23 protein-coding genes and 1 pseudogene are annotated in these 20,849 nt (G+C 39.5%); 7 read left to right on the top strand and 17 right to left on the bottom strand.

Annotation, left to right across the window (positions count from 1 at the left end; all coding sequences use genetic code 11):
* Positions 1–24 precede the first annotated feature (24 nt).
* Entirely contained in the window at positions 25–1,356 is a 1,332-nt protein-coding gene (locus OKX00_RS14005) for a PhoH family protein (protein WP_053354626.1), read from the bottom strand.
* A 192-nt stretch (positions 1,357–1,548) separates the two neighbouring features.
* Between OKX00_RS14005 and OKX00_RS14010 the strand changes: the two genes are divergently transcribed.
* From OKX00_RS14010 to OKX00_RS14020, 3 genes are all read left to right on the top strand, one after another.
* Positions 1,549–2,178, top strand: coding sequence for a YhcN/YlaJ family sporulation lipoprotein (locus OKX00_RS14010; RefSeq protein ID WP_265407749.1), 630 nt, complete (start codon positions 1,549–1,551; stop codon positions 2,176–2,178).
* Between the two features lie 119 nt (positions 2,179–2,297).
* Complete coding sequence (locus OKX00_RS14015; protein ID WP_082315925.1) at positions 2,298–2,498, top strand: YlaI family protein; 201 nt, start codon at positions 2,298–2,300, stop codon at positions 2,496–2,498.
* Positions 2,488–2,919 (top strand): hypothetical protein, encoded by a 432-nt coding sequence (locus OKX00_RS14020; RefSeq protein WP_265407750.1) that lies wholly within the window; start codon positions 2,488–2,490, stop codon positions 2,917–2,919. The genes OKX00_RS14015 and OKX00_RS14020 overlap by 11 nt, the downstream gene beginning before the upstream one ends.
* A gap of 27 nt (positions 2,920–2,946) precedes the next feature.
* On the opposite strand, the gene OKX00_RS14025 is transcribed toward OKX00_RS14020, so the two are convergent.
* From OKX00_RS14025 to typA, 3 genes are read right to left on the bottom strand one after another with little or no spacing between them, the layout of a single operon-like run.
* Positions 2,947–3,216: a hypothetical protein gene (locus OKX00_RS14025; protein WP_053354629.1), complete on the bottom strand. Its 270-nt coding sequence runs from the start codon at positions 3,214–3,216 to the stop codon at positions 2,947–2,949.
* Between the two features lie 11 nt (positions 3,217–3,227).
* The gene (locus OKX00_RS14030) at positions 3,228–3,545 is read right to left on the bottom strand and encodes a YlaH-like family protein (protein WP_062232523.1); all 318 of its coding nucleotides are present in this window, start codon (positions 3,543–3,545) and stop codon (positions 3,228–3,230) included.
* A 41-nt stretch (positions 3,546–3,586) separates the two neighbouring features.
* Positions 3,587–5,428, bottom strand: coding sequence for a translational GTPase TypA (gene typA, locus OKX00_RS14035; RefSeq protein WP_053354630.1), 1,842 nt, complete (start codon positions 5,426–5,428; stop codon positions 3,587–3,589).
* A 172-nt stretch (positions 5,429–5,600) separates the two neighbouring features.
* On the opposite strand from typA, the gene OKX00_RS14040 reads away from it, so the two are divergent.
* Positions 5,601–5,786, top strand: a complete 186-nt coding sequence (locus OKX00_RS14040; RefSeq protein ID WP_053354631.1) for a DUF5325 family protein — start codon at positions 5,601–5,603, stop codon at positions 5,784–5,786.
* On the opposite strand, the gene OKX00_RS14045 is transcribed toward OKX00_RS14040, so the two are convergent.
* The 3 genes from OKX00_RS14045 to OKX00_RS14055 all read right to left on the bottom strand — a co-directional run bounded on the left by OKX00_RS14045 (position 5,783) and on the right by OKX00_RS14055 (position 7,411).
* A complete protein-coding gene (locus tag OKX00_RS14045) occupies positions 5,783–6,253 on the bottom strand; it encodes a GNAT family N-acetyltransferase (protein WP_265407751.1) in 471 nt (156 codons plus the stop codon). The genes OKX00_RS14040 and OKX00_RS14045 overlap by 4 nt on opposite strands.
* Positions 6,243–7,058, bottom strand: a complete 816-nt coding sequence (locus OKX00_RS14050) for an inositol monophosphatase family protein (RefSeq protein ID WP_265407752.1) — start codon at positions 7,056–7,058, stop codon at positions 6,243–6,245. Before OKX00_RS14050 ends, OKX00_RS14045 begins: the two co-directional genes overlap by 11 nt.
* A gap of 164 nt (positions 7,059–7,222) precedes the next feature.
* A complete protein-coding gene (locus tag OKX00_RS14055) occupies positions 7,223–7,411 on the bottom strand; it encodes a hypothetical protein (protein ID WP_053354634.1) in 189 nt (62 codons plus the stop codon).
* A gap of 219 nt (positions 7,412–7,630) precedes the next feature.
* Between OKX00_RS14055 and OKX00_RS14060 the strand changes: the two genes are divergently transcribed.
* A complete protein-coding gene (locus tag OKX00_RS14060) occupies positions 7,631–8,269 on the top strand; it encodes a YktB family protein (protein WP_265407753.1) in 639 nt (212 codons plus the stop codon).
* A gap of 96 nt (positions 8,270–8,365) precedes the next feature.
* Here the strand turns inward: OKX00_RS14060 and OKX00_RS14065 are convergent.
* Positions 8,366–9,333: pseudogene (locus tag OKX00_RS14065) on the bottom strand (NAD(P)H-dependent flavin oxidoreductase).
* A gap of 130 nt (positions 9,334–9,463) precedes the next feature.
* Between OKX00_RS14065 and OKX00_RS14070 the strand changes: the two are divergent.
* Positions 9,464–10,939, top strand: a complete 1,476-nt coding sequence (locus OKX00_RS14070) for an aminotransferase class I/II-fold pyridoxal phosphate-dependent enzyme (RefSeq protein WP_265407754.1) — start codon at positions 9,464–9,466, stop codon at positions 10,937–10,939.
* Between the two features lie 324 nt (positions 10,940–11,263).
* Here OKX00_RS14070 and OKX00_RS14075 read toward each other — a convergent pair whose 3' ends face one another.
* The 8 genes from OKX00_RS14075 to OKX00_RS14105 form a co-directional block, all read right to left on the bottom strand.
* Positions 11,264–13,144, bottom strand: a complete 1,881-nt coding sequence (locus tag OKX00_RS14075) for a DUF707 domain-containing protein (RefSeq protein ID WP_265407755.1) — start codon at positions 13,142–13,144, stop codon at positions 11,264–11,266.
* Positions 13,145–13,265: 121 nt separating this feature from the next.
* Complete coding sequence (gene glf / locus OKX00_RS14080) at positions 13,266–14,357, bottom strand: UDP-galactopyranose mutase (protein WP_053355393.1); 1,092 nt, start codon at positions 14,355–14,357, stop codon at positions 13,266–13,268.
* 96 nt (positions 14,358–14,453) lie between these two features.
* Complete coding sequence (locus OKX00_RS14085) at positions 14,454–15,317, bottom strand: glycosyl transferase family 90 (RefSeq protein WP_265407756.1); 864 nt, start codon at positions 15,315–15,317, stop codon at positions 14,454–14,456.
* A gap of 23 nt (positions 15,318–15,340) precedes the next feature.
* On the bottom strand, positions 15,341–16,924 hold the full coding sequence (locus OKX00_RS14090; RefSeq protein WP_265407757.1) for a glycosyltransferase family 2 protein: 1,584 nt from the start codon (positions 16,922–16,924) through the stop codon (positions 15,341–15,343).
* A gap of 77 nt (positions 16,925–17,001) precedes the next feature.
* On the bottom strand, positions 17,002–17,847 hold the full coding sequence (locus OKX00_RS14095; protein WP_265407758.1) for a class I SAM-dependent methyltransferase: 846 nt from the start codon (positions 17,845–17,847) through the stop codon (positions 17,002–17,004).
* Positions 17,848–18,020: 173 nt separating this feature from the next.
* Complete coding sequence (locus OKX00_RS23370) at positions 18,021–18,260, bottom strand: glycosyltransferase family 2 protein (RefSeq protein ID WP_416054341.1); 240 nt, start codon at positions 18,258–18,260, stop codon at positions 18,021–18,023.
* Between the two features lie 1,034 nt (positions 18,261–19,294).
* A complete protein-coding gene (locus OKX00_RS14100) occupies positions 19,295–19,420 on the bottom strand; it encodes a GapA-binding peptide SR1P (protein WP_082315928.1) in 126 nt (41 codons plus the stop codon).
* A gap of 110 nt (positions 19,421–19,530) precedes the next feature.
* Positions 19,531–19,830: a DUF3055 domain-containing protein gene (locus tag OKX00_RS14105; protein ID WP_053354645.1), complete on the bottom strand. Its 300-nt coding sequence runs from the start codon at positions 19,828–19,830 to the stop codon at positions 19,531–19,533.
* Positions 19,831–20,065: 235 nt separating this feature from the next.
* On the opposite strand from OKX00_RS14105, the gene OKX00_RS14110 reads away from it, so the two are divergent.
* Complete coding sequence (locus OKX00_RS14110; RefSeq protein ID WP_265407759.1) at positions 20,066–20,488, top strand: DUF1885 family protein; 423 nt, start codon at positions 20,066–20,068, stop codon at positions 20,486–20,488.
* Between the two features lie 59 nt (positions 20,489–20,547).
* Here the strand turns inward: OKX00_RS14110 and OKX00_RS14115 are convergent, their stop codons facing one another.
* Positions 20,548–20,805 (bottom strand): hypothetical protein, encoded by a 258-nt coding sequence (locus OKX00_RS14115; RefSeq protein WP_265407760.1) that lies wholly within the window; start codon positions 20,803–20,805, stop codon positions 20,548–20,550.
* Positions 20,806–20,849: the final 44 nt, after the last annotated feature.

The following is a 20,849-nucleotide window of genomic DNA, read 5'->3' on the forward strand; positions in this document are numbered from 1 at the left end:
AGGTTTATTTTTTTCGAGCATCCTCTAAAGCAGATCCGCCGCAAGCTGAGCCAGGCTTGATCGCTCCCCTTTTTCAAGTTTTACATGCCCACTGATGCTCTGGTCTTTGAATTTTTCAACAACATATGTGAGCCCATTCGTAAATTCATCGAGATAAGGATGATCTATCTGTTTCGGATCACCCAGGAGAATTACCTTGCTTCCTTCCCCTACCCTCGTTAATATCGTCTTCACTTCATGTTTTGTAAGGTTTTGTGCTTCATCAATAATAATGAACTGGTCAGGCAGGCTTCGACCCCTGATATAAGTAAGCGCCTCTACATGAATAGATCCTATGCCCGCAAGGATTTTTTCAAGTTCTCCCTGCTTTTTAGCATTAAATAAATATTCAAGATTATCATAAATCGGCTGCATCCACGGCTTTAATTTTTCGTCTTTTTCACCAGGAAGATAACCGATGTCTTTTCCTACCGGTACAATAGGTCTTGCAATAAAGAGTTTAATGTATTTTTTCAAGTCCTCGGTCTGCAGAAGACCTGCTGCCAATGTTAAAAGGGTTTTGCCGGTCCCTGCTTTTCCGATCAAAGTCACGAGGTGAACATCCTTGCGCAAGAGCAATTCGATCGCCATTTTTTGCTGGACATTCCTTGGCTTAATTCCCCAGATTGAATCCCCTTCAAATAGAAGAGGCTTTAGTTTTTTTCCGTTATCTTCTACCCTCGCGAGTGCAGAAACCGAACTCCGGTACATGTCTTTCATAATGATAAACTGGTGGGGGTAGAAAGAGTGGTTGGCAATCTCCAATACAGTAAGCTCCTGATTCTCATAAAATTTATCCAGCAGTTCGCTGTTTACGTATATTTCCTTGTAGCCTAAATAGGTTTGTTCGTCGCGATCCACTACCCTGTCACTCAGAAAATCTTCTGCTTGGATGCCAAGTGCATCTGCTTTGACTCTGACGAGTACATCCTTACTTACCAAAATTACCTCCTTGGCGTTCTCTTTTCCTTTTTCCTCATTTAATAAATTTAAAGAAACAGCCAAGATCCTGTTGTCATTGGTGGGCTCAGCAAATGTTTCCTGAAGCCGCTGGAAGGAACGATGATTGAGTTCAACCCTCAATATCCCCCCATTTTCCAGGGGAACATGTTCATGGAGTTTCCCTTTCGCCCTAAGTTTATCAATTAGCCTTGATACTTCCCGTGCGTTTCTTCCGATCTCATCCATGTACCTTTTTTTTGAATCCACTTCCTCGAGCACGATTGCAGGAATAACGACCTCATGATTTCCAAATGAGAATATTGAATATGGATCCTGTAAAAGAACATTGGTATCAAGGACATATATTTTATTCAATCCTACACAGCCTCCTGACAATTGATTTTCTATGATTTTGGCGGTGTTAATGAATGATGATTGCATGTCTATTTCCAGCTGTATAAGAAAAGCAGCCGGGACGGACTATAGTTAAATGTATGAACTGTTGAATAAAGATAGAAGAAAACACAGAAAATAACGGAAAAGATCATGCTCGAAAGGATGAAAGTATTGAAAACATTAAGGATTATAGCCGTTATGTGTTCACTATTGCTGCTTTTTGCATGCAACAGCAACAAAAGTGCAGAACAAACGGATAAAACCACACCTAAATTAACCAAGGTTAACCAGACAGCCAATAACGGGCAAAAGCAAGGGCCAAGGAACTCACAACAAGTTTCTCAGCATCTGGTTGAACTGATTACCGGCATACCGGGTGTAGAAGACGCTACAGCGGTTGTACTTGGACGTTATGCAGTTGTGGGAATTGATGTCGATTCTAAACTGGACGCATCAAGGACAGGAACAATCAAGTATTCTGTGGCAGAGGCATTAAAAAAAGACCCCTACGGAGCCAATGCGGTAGTAACTGCCGATCCTGATACCGTTCAGCGTCTAAGAGAAATGGGAATACAGATCAGACAAGGTCATCCTATAGGCGGAATCATCAGAGAACTTTCTGCCATCGTTGGAAGGCTGATGCCGCAAGTTCCAAACAATACGGATTCACGCAAACCTTCACCGACAGAAACCAACAACAGCCAGCTTTCAAATAACGAGAAAAGGACCCTGAAAAACCAACAGCAAAAACAAGAAAAAGCCACAAAAAATCAGCAGCAAAAATTAAAAGAAACACATTAACCCATCTTTTCCCCGCTGGACAAGCGGGGTTTTTTATATGGAGATTTGTTATTTATTAGTGTTTATAGAGGCTTCTTTGATATAATGGCTTTAACACCAAAAAGACAGAGGTGATTGGTATGCGAGTAAAATGTGTGTTATGTGACACCATTCAATCCATTGAAGATCAATCCTCTTTGGCTAAACGGCTGCGAAACCGGCCGATCCACACGTACATGTGCGAAAAGTGCCAGGAGAGGATCACTGATAAAACAAACAAAAGAATTGCAACAGGAAATTTTTTGTTATACCGTTCTCCTGCAAAAGAAAATGAATGGTAAACTGATTGCTGCCGGTTTTTGGGCCGGCATATTATCCGGCTGTCTTCTAGGTATTTTTCTGAAGGCGGCTGAATCACTGACAGGAAAACGGGTCTTCACGCTCCTGATTAACATCGATTTTGTTCCTTCGCTTCCCTCTTTTATGCAGACTGAACTTTCCCAGTTTCTTCTGCATCTCCTTGTTTCATTTTTAATCGGGCTTGCCGCCCTGTTCCTTCTGCAGCATATTAGAATGAATGTCTATCTTTTATCGCTCACGCTTAGCGCTGCGTCTGCCTTTTTATACTTTCCATTAACCATCCTGTCATTGCAGCCAACGCCTGCGATTACTGACTTTAATGCTCTTTTTCTCTGGTTTGCAGGACACCTGCTGTATGGATGCCTCTTGGGCTTTCTCATAAAAAGAGCCATGAACAAGTAGTGTTCATGGCTCAATACAAAATATAGTCTAATTATACTTAGGCTCTGCTTCAATCGATTCCCAAAGCGCATCAATATAGTCGCAAGGAAATTTTTTATGATGCTGTGAATCCCCAATTCTGTAATCCACTTCATAACAGCCATTGCTGATACGCACAGCAATGTGTTCTAACCCATGGTCATCCCGCAGAATTTCATCGAAAAAAAGCAGTGTATCTGCTGCAGCTTGATCATCAGTTCTTTCTTCTGCCACCTTTTTTATACTTAGCCAATTGTAAAGCGCATCCTGTAAGGTCATAGAGGCGCTCCTTAAAGGTGTTCGGCTTTATTTTTTTTGCTCTGGTGCAGCCTGATCTTGTAAATAATCAATACTGCGGCAGCACACAAAAGACCCTCTGCAACCGGCAGGCCTATTCCGAAAAAGGTAAGCGGAAAACAGCCCAATATCAAAAGAATATAGATAACTGCAGATTTAAGAAGTGGAAGCTTTTTAGCAAATCCCAGCTGATAGACAAGAATCGTTAATACTGTAATGACCAGATACAATAGAAAGAAACCTGCTACAGGATGTTCATTTATTCCTAAAAGAAGAGCGATGGGTGAAGAATCCTCACCCGTCGCAGACATTACTTTTTTATCATCCACCGCTCACACCACCAGACGAAATCTTAGTTTTGCTTGGCTATTTTACTTTTCTTGCTTGCACGTTCACGCTCATTTTTATCAAGGATTTTTTTGCGAAGACGGATGCTCTCAGGTGTAACTTCACAATACTCATCTTCATTCAGATATTCAAGTGATTCCTCTAACGACATAACCTTTGGTTTTTTCATGCTTACAGTCTGGTCTTTGTTAGCAGATCGCATATTTGTCATTTGTTTCACTTTTACGATATTTACCGTAATATCATTTTCTCGTGTATGTTCACCGACGATCATTCCTTCATAAACCTCAGTACCCGGTTCTACGAAGATCGTTCCGCGGTCTTCCACATTGATAATACCGTATTGGCTTGCCTTGCCGTGTTCCATGGATACAAGAACTCCCTGGCGGCGTCCTCCAACCTGGCCTTGATGTATCGGCTGATAGCTGTCAAATGTATGATTCAATATTCCATAGCCTCGAGTTTGTGTTAAGAATTCTGTAGAATACCCGATCAAACCACGTGCAGGAACCATGAATTCGAGTCTAACCTGACCACTACCATCATTGATCATGTTCAGCATTTCGCCTTTTCGAGCTCCGAGAGATTCCATAACGGCTCCAGTATACTCTTCTGGTACATCAATTTGAACACGCTCTACAGGTTCAGAACGAACTCCGTCAACCATTCGAACTATTACTTCAGGTTTTGATACTTGAAGCTCGTAGCCTTCTCTTCTCATGTTTTCAATCAGAATGGAAAGGTGAAGCTCTCCGCGTCCAGAAACAATCCAAGCATCCGGTGATTCCGTGTTATCAACACGCAGGGAAACATCAGTCTCCAACTGTGAACGAAGTCGCTCTTCAATTTTTCTTGAAGTAAGGTATTTCCCTTCTCGTCCTGCAAAAGGCGAGTTGTTCACAAGGAAGGTCATTTTCAATGTAGGCTCATCAATTCTAAGAACCGGTAAAGCTTCTTCCTGGCCTTCAGGACAGACCGTTTCACCAACATTGATTTCTTCCATTCCTGATACAGCTACAAGGTCACCAGCTTTTGCTTCCTGGATTTCCACTCTCTTCAGTCCAAGGAAACCGAAGATTTTAGTTACGCGGAATTTTTTAACGGATCCGTCAAGTTTCATAAGAGACACAGCCTGACCTACATGCATTGTACCTCTGAAAACACGGCCAATCCCGATACGGCCAAGATAATCATTGTAATCCAAAAGGGAAACTTGGAATTGCAGCGCCTCATCACTGTTATCAACCGGTGATGGAATATTTTCAATAATGGAGTCGAATAAAGCTTTCATGTTTTCATCTTGCTGATGCGGATCCGTGCTCGCTGTACCTTGGATTGCAGAAGCGAATACGACAGGGAATTCAAGCTGGTCTTCATTTGCACCAAGCTCGATAAACAAATCAATGACTTCATCCACTACTTCTTCAGGACGGGCAAAATCACGGTCAATTTTATTTACGACTACGATTGGAGTCAATTTTTGCTCAAGCGCTTTTTTCAAAACGAATCGAGTTTGCGGCATACATCCTTCGTAAGCGTCAACGACTAGAAGAACACCATCAACCATTTTCATGATCCGTTCTACCTCTCCGCCAAAATCGGCATGTCCAGGAGTATCCATGATGTTAATGCGGATCCCTTCATAATTGATCGCCGTATTCTTTGCTAAGATTGTGATTCCGCGTTCTTTTTCCAAATCATTGGAGTCCATTGCACGTTCATTGACATGTTCATTTGAACGGAAAGTTCCTGATTGGTGAAGCATTTGGTCCACGAGCGTTGTTTTCCCGTGGTCAACGTGCGCGATAATCGCGATGTTTTTTATATCTTGTCTCAAATTCAAAATAATCTCTCCTTAAAAATCCTATCTTTTATTTATTAAATTTCCAGAACCAACCTGGATATTTATTTCTCTATTGGAATTCAACTTTACTATTATACCACAAAGAACTACAATCTTTTTCTTTTTTGAAAAATTAGTTACACTATAGTTATCGTTTGTATGATTGGAGGCCCTTATGAAAATTGAAAATATGATTTTTTTGATCATTGCCGTGTTAACAACGTTCAGCATTGCTTTGATCGGAGTGGCAATCGGCCAACATAGCTGGCTGATTGGTATCATTGCGATCATTGCTGTATTTTTACTTATGGGATTAGGTTTTACACTAAAAAAAAGATTCAGGGAAAGAAATCAGTCTTAGTCTGAAAGGACTTTAACAAATTTAATATATTCTTTTCCTTTTTCATCATTTTCTAATCCCCCCTGTTCAAAGCCATTGTGATTCAGGAAACCGATCCAGGATGTGTTTTCCGCAGGACAGGCTGAAAACAATACAGCGCTATTCTGTATCACCATTGAGGAAATCTCCTCTATGATTTTTTTGGCAAATCCTTGTTTTCTTTTTTCAGGATGGATGACAATGGTGCCAAGCCATGGTTTTTTATTGGAAGGAGCAGCGAATACAAGATACGCTGCTCCAATTTTTTTCCCTTCCCCACTCCAGATCAGCCATTCTCCGCCTGTTTCATCATAACGATGCAAATAAGACCGCAAATGCTCATCATTTTCTTCGCCTGTCAAGCCTTCTTCTTCCATCCAAGTGTGTGAATGACGGATTATTTCTTTAAAAAAATCGAAATCTTCATCCCTTATTTTTCTATTCTCCATCTTGTGGTGTTCCCGTATGGATGGTATCCAAAATTTCTTGATGCAAACCAGGCTTAGAAGCAAAAATACTTGTTTTGCTCAAAACCTCCACTTTCCTGCCGTCCATCGTGGAAATGATTCCACCGGCTTCCTGAATCAAAATATATCCTGCTGCAAAATCCCAAGGTGAAAGCCTCATCGTCATATAGGCATCCAGCCTTCCGCAAGCGACATAGGCCAGTTCGATGGCTGCTGTACCATAAGATCTTGTTCCACGCGATTTTCTGACAAGGGGAAGAAGCAGATGATGATCTATCTTGCGGTTTGGTGTAATCCAGGTGGCGTTTAAGCCGATGACCGCTTTGTCCAATGTCACTTCACTGAGCAGAGGAAGTTTTTCTTCATTTAAATACAGCCCGTTCCCTTTTATGCAATGAAACAATTCGTTGCGGACCACGTCATAAATAAACGCCGCTTTACCTTCACCATTATGAAAAATCCCCACTGAAATGGCAAAGTTATTCTGCTGATGGACAAAATTAGTGGTTCCATCGATCGGGTCAATGATCCAGACGGTTCCGTCTAGATCCTTCACCTCATCGCCATAGCCTTCCTCCCCCAATATTTCATGGTCCGGGTATTCTTTTTTAATTTTATCGATAAAGAACTTTTCTATGGCTTTGTCCATATCTGTCACTAAATCGGCATAATGTGATTTATATGTAATGTTCAGCTCATTAGAAAATGAACGCTTAATAACTTCTCCGGCTTCATACACCCAGTTCTTGGCCGTTTGGTATAGATCTTCAAGTTTTGTATTGTCCATTATCATCAGCTCCAGTTTCGTTCAATGTTTTATTATATGTTACCACTAGAAAGGCTTAACATAACCATACCATGCACTTTTGTCAGACGGAATTTTATTGTTCACCCAAAAAAAACGACCCTGCAATAGATCAGGTTCGTTTTTTTACCCTGTGTCAGTTATCATCATGCTTCCAGTCTCACTAGTTCCTGGCGAAGTTTTTCCAGCTTCCGCTTGGATTCGTTGATCTGCTTCGTATTTTTATTTTGCAATGCTTCGAATAATGTCGCTAATTCATAATCGATTTCAAGTTTCAGTACCGGTATTCTTCGCTCGGCGTCCGTTCTTTTCAGTGTTTGAATGACTTGTTTCATACATCCCACATCCTTTCTATCTTTTATAAGAATACTAAATATTCTGATTTTTTATATTGTCTTCTATCATATGATTGACTTTCACTTAATGCAACCTTAATCTCTTTATTTAAAAAAATTATATAAAAGTAGCATATATTGCGGATTTTCTTTTACAGTACCCCTTGTGGTAAACTACTAACCACGGTGCACAAAACAGTTCTACCAGGAGGAAAAGAAATGAGCTTTACAGGATTTAAAGAGAGCGATTTTAAGGTGTTTGCTATTGGAGGACTTGAGGCGAGAATGGAGAAACTGATTGAGCGGGTGCGGCCAAAGCTTGAAGCATTAGGCAGCCATTTCGCGGCAGAACTTTCTTCTTTAACAGGAGAGGAGATGTTTTTTCATGTGGCAAAACATGCCCGAAGAACAGTTAATCCCCCAAATGATACATGGGTGGCATTCTCGAGCAGCAAGAGAGGATACAAAAAACTTCCGCATTTTCAAATCGGACTGTTTGAGACCCACGTATTTATCTGGTTTGCTATTATATATGAATCCCCAGTAAAAAAAGAGTATGCCGCTTCGCTCAAAAAAGAATTAAATACGATCACTGCCTCCATTCCGGATGACTTCGTTTGGTCACAGGATCATATGAAGCCGGATGCTGTGCATCATCGTGAAATGAAGAGCGGTAACCTTTCAGGCTTTGTGCGTACTTTGGCAGAAGTGAAAAAGGCCGAACTGCTATGCGGGATTCATATACCTAGGGATGAAGCGGTTAAGTTGAACGGAAAGGACTTTATCGAAAAAGCAGATAGCGTCTTCCGAACCCTGATGCCCCTTTACGAGTTAAAAAAACAGGTGTATTCCGAGTAACATATGATTTGGCAGGAAGGGGAGAGAATTTCTCCTCTTCTTACCATTAGTATATTGTTGAGAGCAAAAAGTGTTTGGGTAAAACGTTCAATAATTTTATTTAATCACTGCTCCCCATCTCTCTTTAATATGGCCTGCTTCAGAAAGTATCCTGGCAAAGAGTTCTTCAACTGAAGAAACATCTTGAATTCTCCCCATGATGTGGCCAGCCCATCCAAAACCTTCGTTTGAGTTTCCATCATAGATGTATTCCTTGTTCCGTTTTCCGCTGATAAGATCTTTTATCTCTTCGTAACCCGCAGCTTTTTCTTCTTCTTGCAAAATAAGGTCTGTCCAGCTGTTGCTGATTGCTCTAAGCTGGTGCACCAAGCTTCCGTTTAATGACTACTGTCCCTGTTTCCGTTCCATGAACGAGTGCTTCCTTGTATAGAGGATGTGCGTGTTCACATTCCTTAGTAGCAATGAACCTGGCCCCATTTCCACACCCTCAGCACCAAGGGCCAGGGCAGCCATCAAGCCTCTCCCATCTCCTATGCCTCCTGAAGCAATTACCGGTATGGAAACCGCATCAGCTACCTGAGGAATGAGCACCATCGTACTGACATCATCTTTTCCAATATGTCCCCCTCCTTCCTGGCCAACGACCATGACGGCATCGGCACCTAGCTTTTCTGCTTTAACAGCCTGTCTTGTGGATGCAACGAGAACAAGTTTCTTCACCTCAATTCCCTTTAAAAGATCGAATATGCCTGACGGGTTTCCGCCTGTCATACTGATCACAGGCACTTTTTCTTCCACTGCAGCTTCAACCATATGTTCAAAGGACCTTCCATGTTGTCCGATTGCAAAATTTACCCCAAAAGGGCTTGAAGTCATTTCTTCGTTTTTTTAATCTCCTCTTTTAATGATTCTGGAGAATCCAGTGACATAGCCGTAATTTGTCCCAGGCCGCCTGCTTCTGAAACCCCAGCTGCAAGTCTCGAGTATGCTAGATAGGCCAGCCCTCCCTGAATGATGGGATAACGGACTCCCAACAACTCCGTCACTTTTGTTTTCATTTCCATGCTTCTTCCCCAACCTTTCTTTTTTTATATTCTTTGCATACAAAACCGTTAGAATCTGATATACTTCTTTTGTTTTACTATGTATTTTCATGAGGATAAGATTATTTTTATTATAGATGAGGTGTCAAAATTGTCACAACACGAAACCCCTTTATTTACTGGTCTAAAAGAACATGCTAAACGAAACCCGTATCAATTTCATATTCCCGGACATAAAAAAGGCCACGGAATGGACCCGGAATTCCGGGATTTCATCGGCGAGAATGCCCTGTCCATAGATTTAATTAATATTGCTCCGCTTGATGATCTTCACCAGCCGAAGGGCATGATAAAACAGGCTCAGGACTTAGCAGCTCAAGCTTTTGGAGCTGACCATACTTTCTTCTCTGTTCAAGGAACAAGCGGTGCCATCATGACGATGATCATGTCGGTTGTATCTCCCGGAGATAAAATTATCGTACCGCGCAACGTCCATAAATCCATTATGACAGCGATCGTTTTTTCTGGTGCCACACCTGTTTTCATTCATCCGGAAATTGACAGAGAGCTAGGGATCTCTCATGGAATAACTCCTCAAAGCGTTAAGAAAGCATTGGAGCAGAATCCTGATGCTAAAGGGGTGCTTGTCATTAATCCAACCTATTATGGAGTGTCAGCCAATCTTAGTGAAATTGTTGAAATCGCACATAGCTACCGTGTACCCGTTCTTGTCGACGAAGCTCATGGTGTCCTTATTCACTTTCATGACAAGATGCCGCTCTCCGCGATGCAGGCAGGAGCGGATATGGCTGCGACTTCCGTCCATAAGTTAGGAGGATCCTTGACCGGCAGTTCTATCCTTAACATCAAGGAAGGCCTTGTGTCAGCTAAACGAGTTCAAACCATCCTAAGTATGCTCACTACAACCTCAACGTCATATATACTGCTCGCTTCTCTTGATACCGCAAGAAAACGGCTGGCTACTGAGGGTTACAGCATCATAGAGAAAACCATCAAACTGGCCAATGGGGCCCGTGAGAAAATAAATCAAATCCCACGGCTTTATTGTGTGGGTGACGAAATCTTAGGAAAAGAAGCGACCTATGACCTGGATCCCACGAAAATTCTTATTTCAGTTAAAGAACTTGGCATAACAGGATATGATGCAGAAGTTTGGCTTCGCGAAAAACATAATATAGAAGTCGAACTGTCCGATCTTTATAACATCCTTTGTCTCATTACGACCGCTGACCACGAGAAGAATATTATGGTATTAGTAAACGCACTTGAAGAAATGTCCCAGCACTTTGAGAATACAGATGAGAGGGCTGCACAAGCTTTGCCTGTACACGTTCCCGATATTCCTGTACTTGCATTATCTCCTCGTGACGCTTTTTACGCAGATACCGAGAGTGTTCCCTTTGAGGAATCAGCAGGCAGAATCATTGCCGAATTTATCATGGTTTATCCCCCAGGAATTCCAATTTTCATTCCTGGTGAAATCATTACACAGGATAACCTGGACTATATTAAGGAAACCATTGAGGCAGGCCTGCCTGTTCAAGGTCCAGAAGATCCTGAATTAGGAAAGCTAAAAGTGATAAAAGAACACATCGCGATTCGCTGAATTGAGAAAGAAAACAGTGACCTAGCGATTTGAGAAACTTATAAAACATCATCATTAGGCTGCCATTGCCCCAGTATTCTTTGGGTGCCACGCAGCCTAACTTAATGTACTGAAATTCCTCTAACTTTAAATTGGAATGAAAGGAATCCCAAGTCTGCTAAACCTCCGATTTTAGTACTTGTATTTATTGTACCAGCACGCAGGTGTTTTATATTGCCTTGCTTTTTTAGGACAGCCAAAATGACTTGTTCTTATTTTTCGTTTATTTTCAGGTAACCATTTGTATAATGATTCGAATTATATATATTACCTCCAGGACTCCTTCTAAACTCTTCTTTCTCTTTTTTCTCTTTTTTCCCTCTCTTTTCTTTCTTTTCTTTCCCTTCTTTTCTCTTCTCTTCTTTTTATTCCTTCCCATTTTACCTTTTCACGTCGTTCTCTTCTTTCACATTTTTTCCTTTCTTTTATCTCCTTTCTTTCTTTACTCCCTCTTCTTTTACTTTCATTATTAACTGGCTGGGTAACATGAGGATCAGCATGGGAATCCTTATGGCTATCAATACGGATATCGTCGTCTGGTTTAACATGGAAATTTGTTTTCGGGGCAGTGTGGACTTCATCAGGTGGTACAACATGTACATCTGTTTGCAGCTCAGTATGGGCATCCTTTGGTGGTTCTACATGAACATCCGTTTGGAGGTCAGATTTAATATCCGCATGACCGTTCGTAGGAATATCTTCTTTAGTATCAGGCACATCTCCAAGCAGCCATTGGCTAGTTTTAATTAAATTATTTCCTTTTACCGGATGAATCCAATAATAAGCAGGACGGTTAATTGCCTGACTTACTTCTTCTTGAGTCAGATCATCTCCCCATCTGACGGCAAAATTATATTCATTTCCATCGGGATACTCACGGCATTTTCCTCCGCTTGCCATAGCTAATGTGACACTGAACATTTCCTCAAACCCATAAACTGTTGTATTGTCTAATAAATTATCTAGGGTCTCCTGCTTTATAGTGTGATTTAAATATGCCAGCATTCGTTGGATAATCCCCCGGCGATAGACTTGCCCCGGATTAAAATATCTTACAAAATTATCTGTACGAAAAATGCCCTTCCACTTTTTCCATTCCCTCCACAGGGAATCAGGTACATTTGGATCCGGATATTTATCACGTTCAGAGCCCATCAACATCTGCCAGCCCATACAATCAACATTTCCCATAGAAGTATCAAGAAATTCTTCAAAGCCTTGTTTAATAAAAAGCATATCATGATCAAAACTCACAAGATATTCATAGTTGACATTTGTTTCCTCCAGCCATCTCATGACATCCAACAGTACACGAGCCTGGTAAATCCACTTGATGGGTCTGCTATATGGACATACGGCAAGCTCTAAATTTTCCGGAAAATTTTTATTGCTTCCGCCATTATAGAGTATAATACCAGCATTTGGATTAAAATGACGAATGTTTTCTACCTGTGCTTTTAGAACATCTTCGTTTTGATGGGCCAGAATCATAATATACAATTTTTTATCTTTTAGTACCCCGTTATAATGTGGAAGATCATACGTAGAACGATCGACACCATATTTTTTTTCAATTTTCGCCATTTCATCAAAAGGGCTTCCAGTAATATACTGATATAGGGTTCCGCCTCCAACCGCACGTGTATGAGTGACAGGGGTCTCATCAATCATTGCGATTCTTTTCTCGGGATCGCCTAATAACTTTGGCCATAACAAGTCCAGACCCCAGCCTGATTTGTTTCCATTGAAACTATGCCAGCACTTTTTCAGTGCACTTCTTGAAAAAACAGGAGCCATTATTTCAACAAATGCTGTGTATCTCCATCGGAAATTTTCATTTTCGAGTGTTACAGAATGTGAGAAGAAGGAATCCTTGGTCAAGGCTGGCTGGGCCAGATCAAAACCTTGTTCCATAAAGATTTCAAACATGCGGTTAATATTTGTAGCATCAGTGCGGAGGTCATCATCAGGAAACCATATGGCATCATAGTGAAAGATTTCTGAACCCAGGGATTGAATGATTTCTTTAATCACTGGCCATTTTGTACCCTTGCTTTCAAAATAAAAATCACACTGCTCTTTAAAGCAGCCCTTATCATCACCATAGTAACTTAGACAAAGATCAAAGTTTTTGTGTTTTAGAGGTTTTTTCCATTCCTGGTGCAATGAATCATCCCCAACTCTTGCAATTACCAGAAACCTTTTCCTATTCTGACATTTAAAAAAATTCATTATTTTACTTCCAATCACTAATCTGATCCATTCCTTTCTCATTGATTTTTACATTTTATTTATTCAATTTATTTTCAAAAAAGGCTAACGCTTGAGCCACTACCTGATCCATATTGTAATATTGATATGTTCCAAGCCGGCCGAGAAACCAGACATTTGTCATTTTGTCCGCCTCTTCCTTATATTTTTTATAAAGCTCTATATTTTCATTTTTTGGAATGGGATAGTAAGGATCGCCTGAATCAGTTGGAAATTCAAATGCGATGGTTGTTTTTGGATGGTTTTGACCCGTTATATATTTGAATTCTGCTATCCGGGTATAATCATATTCATTCGGATAATTGACCTGAGCTGTTTCTTGAAAGCGCTCTTTATCTAATGTAACAAATTCAAATTCCAACGAGCGGTAGGGGAGTTTTCCAAACTTATAATCGAAGAAGGAATCGATAGGACCGGTATAAATCACTTTTCCATGAGGGATTGTGGGAGCAATATCTTTATAATCCGTTTGGAGCATCAGGTGAATATTGGAGTGGCGAATCATTTTTTTAAACATTTCAGCGTATCCATACTTTGGCATCACCTGGTATTTATCCGTAAAATAACGGTCATCACGATTTGTCCGTACAGGGATTCTTGCACAAACAGAAGGCTGCAGTTCTGATGGCCATAAATTCCACTGTTTTTTTGTATAATGCTTAAAAAACTTTTCATACAAGTCATAACCAACTTTATTTACTACAACTTCTTCTGAATTTGTAATTTTATCAAAAGGCACCCGTATGGATTGGTAAAAATCTTGCATCTCTCTCTCGGAGAGTCTTAGCCCATACAACTCATTAATTGTATTTAGGTTAATCGGTATTGGCACCTTTTTTCCGTCTACTGAAGCAAGAACTTTGTGCTGATAATAAATCCACTCGGTAAATCGGGAAAGATAGTTAAAAACCTTTTGACTATTTGTATGAAAAATGTGAGGGCCGTACTTGTGAACCAGAATTCCGGCTTCATTATAATAATCATAGGCATTTCCGGCGATATGATTTCTTTTGTCAATCAGCAAGACACGTTTATTTAAGATAGATGCGATCTGTTGTGCCAACACACAGCCTGAAAACCCAGCGCCAACAATTAAAAAATCATACATAACTTCCCCTCGCTTAAGTAGATGTGCAGACGATACAGTTCCCAATCGTCTTATAAATCCCACGTGATTCGTATACATTTTTTATGAAAATGATATTTATTTCATGCCGTGCCGAACCACTGTTTTAAATAAATATTCCAATGCAAATTCTTTATTAAGGTACTTTTTTATAAAAACTTCTGTTTCAGCCACAATTTTTTGATAATACTCATCATTTCCGTTAAGCCATCGTATCAAAGGAACCAAATTCGACAAATTTTTCTTCACTGGAATAAAATGACTGTAAGGAACCATATGCGGAAAGAAGAATTCTTCATATTCACGTTTTATCATAAATACAGGACGTTTAAGGTGCATCAGCAGTTTTAAACGTGAACTCCAGCCCATCCCCTGAATATCTACTAAATATTTGTATTTTGCATGATCGGGTATTGAAACATATTGGGAGGCTTGGATTCCGTTGCCGATGTTTCTACCACCAGATTCTGGCTGCCAGTGCATTTCCAGTGCATATATCAGATCTGGAAATCTTTCGGATAATTCAACCAGCCTCTTTCGCATTGGGTAAGTGGATGTATTACCAATCCAAAAACACTGTTCTTTTTCATAGGGAACATCAGCTTTATCTTTACATCGTTTTACCATCTTTTCCCAATCCTCAATCCCCACTTCTTTCGAATGAATAAAAATATAGTCTGGAATTGGAATGATTTTCTTCCTCAGCTTCTTTGTCGTACTGTACGCAAACACTGGGCCCATGCGCAGGTATGGAATTGCCTCTTCAGGCCTGTCTCCTGTATAAATTAAAAAATTTAGTTTTTTATTTAAGAAGTGCTCCTCAAATTTCAAAAACATTTCTTGGAACAAAAATAAAGTAGATTCATTTCTGGAACCCCAGCCGCCGTAATTTTTAATCTGAAGCTCTGGATAGGTTCCGGAAATATGAATAAGCTTATCCATTTTATCGCTTCCTTAAATATTTATTACAGTTTGGGCTCCAGTTCCTTCAACTCCACCCAGCCGGATGATTCTCCATACACGGGTGTAAACTGATCTCCCCATCTTTTTAAAGCATACTCAATGTTCCATCGAATCATATCATTTAAAATATCTTTTCGCTGTACGGTTAAGTTATTACTATGTTTGCGGTAATTATAGAGCATGCAATCAACCCAATGAATCTTATATTTTTCAATCAATAAAACATCCATTCGGCGGTCTTCAAGATATCTGCCTTCATAGGGATCATCTGTAGGCCAGCCTCCCACCTCTTTAAGTGCAGATGTTCTGTATAGTCGAGGATATGGTACATAGTTTGCTAGCAGGAATTCATACGGGTCATTAAATGATTTTCCTCCCTCGACCTCAACATTTCTTAAGACTTGGCCCTGCTCACTTTCATAAATAAGTGTGTGATTCCCACATATTAATGCAATATCTTCAGAAACGCTCTCCGCTTCAGCTATCATGATTTCCAGCGTGTTTGGGAATAGCCAGTTATCACTATCCAGCATTAAGATAAGAGGAGTATCAATAACTGCTAATCCAGCGTTTTGCGCTTTTGATTGTCCTTTATTTTCTACATTTTGAATAAGTTCCACACGAGGATCTTCTAAATAGTCACTAACTGTAGATAAACTGTTATCGGTGGAAGCATCATCAACCAATACAATTCTCCAATTTTGATAAGTTTGCAAAAAAACACTTTCTAAAGCATCTCTTAAATAATGGCCTGGGTTATAGGAAGGAATCAGCACAGTTACTTTCTTATCCGTTACATTTGGCCTCAATTTTCTAACTATTTTCCGTCCACCCTTGATTTTTTTAAAAATAGGTTCATAATGTCCTCCCCATCTGTTGAGAGCATCATTAATAATCCATTCAAAGGCTTTATTTTTAAGCGATTTTTCATTGGAACCGTTTTCTTTATATTGTCGATGGTTATATATGTTATGGGGAATATAACGGAATTTATTGGCTTCTATAAGCTTTAAAAACATTCGCACATCTTCGTAATATCTTCCATTGTAGGGATCATTTGTATCCCAGCCCCCAATGTTTTTTATCACCGAAGTCCGATAAAAGTTGACCGTTGGAAAATAGTTTGCCAGTAACAGCTCATAACGGTCCTGGTGATTGTTGCTCCATTCATTCGAGATTACTCGATATCTTTTAATACCTCTACTGGTTTCTTTTACCTCATGTACTTTACCGACGATCAAGGCGACGTCATTTGATAAATTTTCTGCTTCTTCCATTAACAACTCCAAACTATTATGAGGTAGCCAATCATAACCATTTAAAAGCATAAAAAAGTCGGTTGTAATCTCATTAAGACACCTATTATAAGTAGTTGAGGGGCCGACATTATACTCATTTCTAATAAGCTTGATACGCGGATCGAGTAAATAATCCCCGACAAAGTCCAAGCTGTTGTCTGTTGATGCATCATCAACCAAAATGATTTTCCAATTGGGATAAGTTTGATAAATTACACTTTCTATCGTTTCACGGAGATAATATCCCGAATTGTAAGATGTAATAAGTATTGTAATTTCCTTTTTCAAACGTATTATTCACCCCAACTAATCACATGATGATAACCACGAAAAGAACGACCCTTGAGTCAGCCTATTCTATCCTATTACTTTTTTATTTTTACCGTTAATAGGACTTGATAATTTGGATCATTATAATCCAAGACGTGTTCAGGAATTTCATGCAGTGCCAAACCATCGAGAAAGGCTTTTGCTACCGCTACATTACCAAAGCTCTCTATTTCAAAAGTACTTGGATCTAAAATTTCACTTAATAAATAATTTAAAGACATGTCAGTGAACCTCCAATAGTCACCATACGATTCACATCGGCAATTCTGGCTTAACCCGGTTGTGGTTAATAGTAAAACTGCTCCTGGCTTTAGTGCTTCAATGGTATGATACAATGAAGATTTCACATCGTATATGACATGCAGAACCTGTGTAAGAATGATGCAGTCAAAAGCTGATATCGGGATATTTTCTCCAGTTGCCAAGTTGCCTACAATTGTAGATTCTTTAGATGGAATGGGATTAAGCACATCGCTCATTGTCACATCTGTTCCAAACATCCTGGTATAATTATTATCTCCTATTTCCAATACACGGCCTTTAATTTCACCCTTATTCCTATCCAAAAATTTTTCTATATAATACCTGTCAATCGGCTTACCCCGGTCATAACCAAAATGGCTGCTAACAGGTCTGATCGGAAATTTTCGCATATGTTCCCTCCTTTCCTTCAGAGCGGGATTCCACCAGCTAGATCTCTGTTCAAATACAGGTATATATTCGTCTCCCCATCTCCTGAGAGCGTCTTTAATAATCCATTCATACACCTTATTTATTAATGGAAAATCTCTGGTTGAATTATTATTTGAATGCAGGCGGTAATAATAAAGCACATGGTCAAACCAGAGAAATTTGTATTGTTCAATAAGTCTTAAAAACATTCGTAAATCCTCAATATGCCTTCCTTCATAAGGATCATCTATAGACCAACTGCCGAGTTGTTTTACTGCTTCTGTTCTGTAAAAACGAGGATAGGGCGTATAATTTGAAAGCAGTATTTCATAACGTTCATTAAAGGACCATCCTTCTGTTGTTATTGTTCTAACAAATTCCTTTAGTTGTCTTCCTTTTTTTGTTTCATGTACATGGATGACGTTCCCGGTAAGGTGGCAGCCAGGTCATCAGCATCTAACTGCATAAAAAATTCACTTTCTACCAATCCCAATCCAACATTTAGGCTTTTGGATTGTCCTAAATTTGTTTGATTTTTAACAACTTTTATTCTCGAATCTTTTAGAAGATCATTTATATATTCTAGGCTTTTATCTTTTGAATCATCATCAACTAAGATGATACGGAAAAATTAATAAAAGGTGATCAAATGCAAAAGAAAGTTTCCGTACAGCTTGCATAAAAACCCATGGTATTTCCGTGCCTAGGATCGTTTAATAAAATTTCATCAATCGTATAGCCATACCATCCTTCTTCTGCTAAAGAAATCCAAATATCCCAAACTCATATCCGTTTATCACATTCTCGTTGTAGCCACCACCAGTCTCCAGGCTTGTTTCCTAAATAAGCAGCAGTAAGATCCTGTGTTACGAAATAACAGATTATAGAAATTGAAGGGCTCAAGTCTGACTATCCGTTTTATATCCCCAAAATACCTTAGTCCTGTCAAAACAAATCCTTTATCCGGTCTTGTCTCCAGTATTTCAACTTTTTTCCGATCAGGGCTGGCTCAATCGCATCCGTAATTAAAGCAAGGTATAACAACACTTACGAGAGGTTTCATCTTAACTATGAGCGCCTCCTTTGAGCTAATAATCTATTAGTGTTATCTAACATAATCCTTGCTTATATTATTTATATGAAAAGGCCTTAAATTTGTGTATTCCTTCAAACAAGAAAAACAGAAAAAGAGCTAACCAAATAGCAAAGTATCAAACCTCTCTGGACGATATACCGATCGAATTATACCGCTTTATGTATTCCTAATCAGAGGGGTCAGACACTTTTGGTTCAGTTTAAGCTAGTGTATTTATGCAAAAAGAAGCGCTATTAAGCTCTTTTGGGTGATTATCATCCCAAAGTCCATATTCCAGTGGTTTGAAGGCAAGTCAATGATAGCCAGGAGTCATTTCATGTATTTTGCCGTTCCCTTTTCTCTTCATCGCTTAACAAGTCCGTTCTCCATAATTTCTTACGTTGTTACCCGTCCGTTTTTCTTCCACGACTGTCCACTTCCGTTCAAGTGGATATCTGTTTTTGCCCACGCAAAAACACCTCCGATTTTGGTACTTGTATTCATTGTACCGGTTCGAAGGTGTTTTATTTTGTTTTGCATACTTAGGATATCGCAGGGGTGATCCAAGGTTTTCCCCTCTATTATTTTTGTTGTTCGTTTTTATGATTTGCGCAGTTTGGACATTTATTTGCGTAAAGCTTTGTTACCTTTTCGTCTTCAAAATGTTCAATCGTGCTATCACATGTCTGGCAAATGATTTCTCCCATCTAAAACATCTCCTTTTCATGTAAGCGCTTTTATTCTTACCTTTATAATATTGTGTCACATTGAATTTGTCAACCCCAATTAGCATAACACATTAAATTATTTATGATGTTTAATCATATTGCTCAGATGCAAGTATAGAAGGAAGAGACTCTTCAAAGAAAAGGGAAAGATCTTTCGCTTCCTTTAATGAGTGAATACGAAATACCTTCTGCAGGTACTCATGGTTCTGAAGATCATTTGCATCGAGCAGGGCCGACCGCCCCGTCTGCATACAGACAACCAAGGGCTTACCGAAGAACATGTTCGTATGGATAATACCAAAGTCATACCGAACCTCTTCTGTTGTAAAACCAACAAAACGCACGTTGACATTTTCATGTTCATCATAAAGCTTTTCAAATACTTCCACAGAAACCCCTCCCTAACCATAATTTTTGAAGCGGGCCGCTATGTTTGCAGTATATAACAACTATATTCCCTGAGATATGTTTTATAACAAACTTAATTTATATCTTTTTCCCCAGTGTTTCCTTAGTTAAACCAATTATCGTAATATTGTCATACTATTTAAAATAATGGTAAAGTAGTAGGTAAGGTATACTGGCCTCATCCGTTGTTAAATCGGGGGAAAGCGGGGTATTAAATTGCAGCAGCACGCTTATATCAAACTCGTACCGTCATCGAAACAGCAGTCTATTACAAGTGAAGAAGTGAAGAATCTTTTTCGTTATTACAATGAGATTACCTCTAAGACAGGGACCCAGCTTGGATGGGAATATGGTCAATCGGCATTTCCTTATTCAATGGAAGAAAAAAGCGAAGGCAAGGACCGATGGTTTTATTTAAAAGGTACTGACAGGCAGCAATTTAAGTATATTATTATTGGATTGGACACTGAGGAAACAGCTGAAACAAATACCTCCTATATCCAGGTCACTCTGCCGGAAGGGTTTACACATGGAGACAAAGGAAAAGCAAATGAATTCTGTAAGTTCCTGGCGAAACAACTAGAGGGAGAGCTGCATTTATTTAATGGCAGAATAATGTATTACTATAAGAGAAAATAAAAAAGCAGCAACTTTGGATGCCTGAACCAGATGAAAGGCATCTTTTTTTGCATTACCCATCAAGAGAGAGTAAACGTCCCAAAAAGCAGCATGGTCCATTTAGCCAGCAAAAATAAAGACGTGGACAATATCGTGCTTTTAATGGCTACCGTTCTTTTTTGGAACAACGTATGAGAGAACAGGTAAGACAGGTATAAAAACATAAGAAACAAAATAATTTCAAAAAACGTTCGATCATGTCTGGATAATTCGATCACTGTAAAGTAACCGGCCCACAAAACACAATGTACTGGACTGATTAAAAGAAACCATTTCATCGTACACCCCTCCTCTCTTACACTATGCTGGATATTAAAGGAAC

The organism is Fictibacillus sp. KU28468 (assembly GCF_026153615.1).
Taxonomy (GTDB): Bacteria; Bacillota; Bacilli; order Bacillales; family Fictibacillaceae; genus Fictibacillus_C; species Fictibacillus_C marinisediminis.

Excerpts from the sequence above, each read along its gene's own strand:
- OKX00_RS14020 (WP_265407750.1), top strand. The coding sequence starts at position 2,488 with ATGAATGGTAAACTGATTGCTGCCGGTTTTTGGGCCGGCATATTATCC.
- OKX00_RS14045 (WP_265407751.1), bottom strand. The coding sequence starts at position 6,253 with ATGGAGAATAGAAAAATAAGGGATGAAGATTTCGATTTTTTTAAAGAA.
- OKX00_RS14025 (WP_053354629.1), bottom strand. The coding sequence starts at position 3,216 with ATGACCTTACAGGATGCGCTTTACAATTGGCTAAGTATAAAAAAGGTG.
- OKX00_RS14095 (WP_265407758.1), bottom strand. The coding sequence starts at position 17,847 with ATGTTTTTAAGACTTATTGAACAATACAAATTTCTCTGGTTTGACCAT.
- glf (WP_053355393.1), bottom strand. The coding sequence starts at position 14,357 with ATGTATGATTTTTTAATTGTTGGCGCTGGGTTTTCAGGCTGTGTGTTG.
- OKX00_RS14040 (WP_053354631.1), top strand. The coding sequence starts at position 5,601 with ATGAAAATTGAAAATATGATTTTTTTGATCATTGCCGTGTTAACAACG.
- OKX00_RS14055 (WP_053354634.1), bottom strand. The coding sequence starts at position 7,411 with ATGAAACAAGTCATTCAAACACTGAAAAGAACGGACGCCGAGCGAAGA.
- OKX00_RS14015 (WP_082315925.1), top strand. The coding sequence starts at position 2,298 with ATGCGAGTAAAATGTGTGTTATGTGACACCATTCAATCCATTGAAGAT.
- OKX00_RS14100 (WP_082315928.1), bottom strand. The coding sequence starts at position 19,420 with ATGGGAGAAATCATTTGCCAGACATGTGATAGCACGATTGAACATTTT.
- OKX00_RS14050 (WP_265407752.1), bottom strand. The coding sequence starts at position 7,058 with ATGGACAATACAAAACTTGAAGATCTATACCAAACGGCCAAGAACTGG.
- OKX00_RS14085 (WP_265407756.1), bottom strand. The coding sequence starts at position 15,317 with ATGGATAAGCTTATTCATATTTCCGGAACCTATCCAGAGCTTCAGATT.
- OKX00_RS14115 (WP_265407760.1), bottom strand. The coding sequence starts at position 20,805 with ATGAAATGGTTTCTTTTAATCAGTCCAGTACATTGTGTTTTGTGGGCC.
- OKX00_RS14060 (WP_265407753.1), top strand. The coding sequence starts at position 7,631 with ATGAGCTTTACAGGATTTAAAGAGAGCGATTTTAAGGTGTTTGCTATT.
- OKX00_RS14030 (WP_062232523.1), bottom strand. The coding sequence starts at position 3,545 with ATGTCTGCGACGGGTGAGGATTCTTCACCCATCGCTCTTCTTTTAGGA.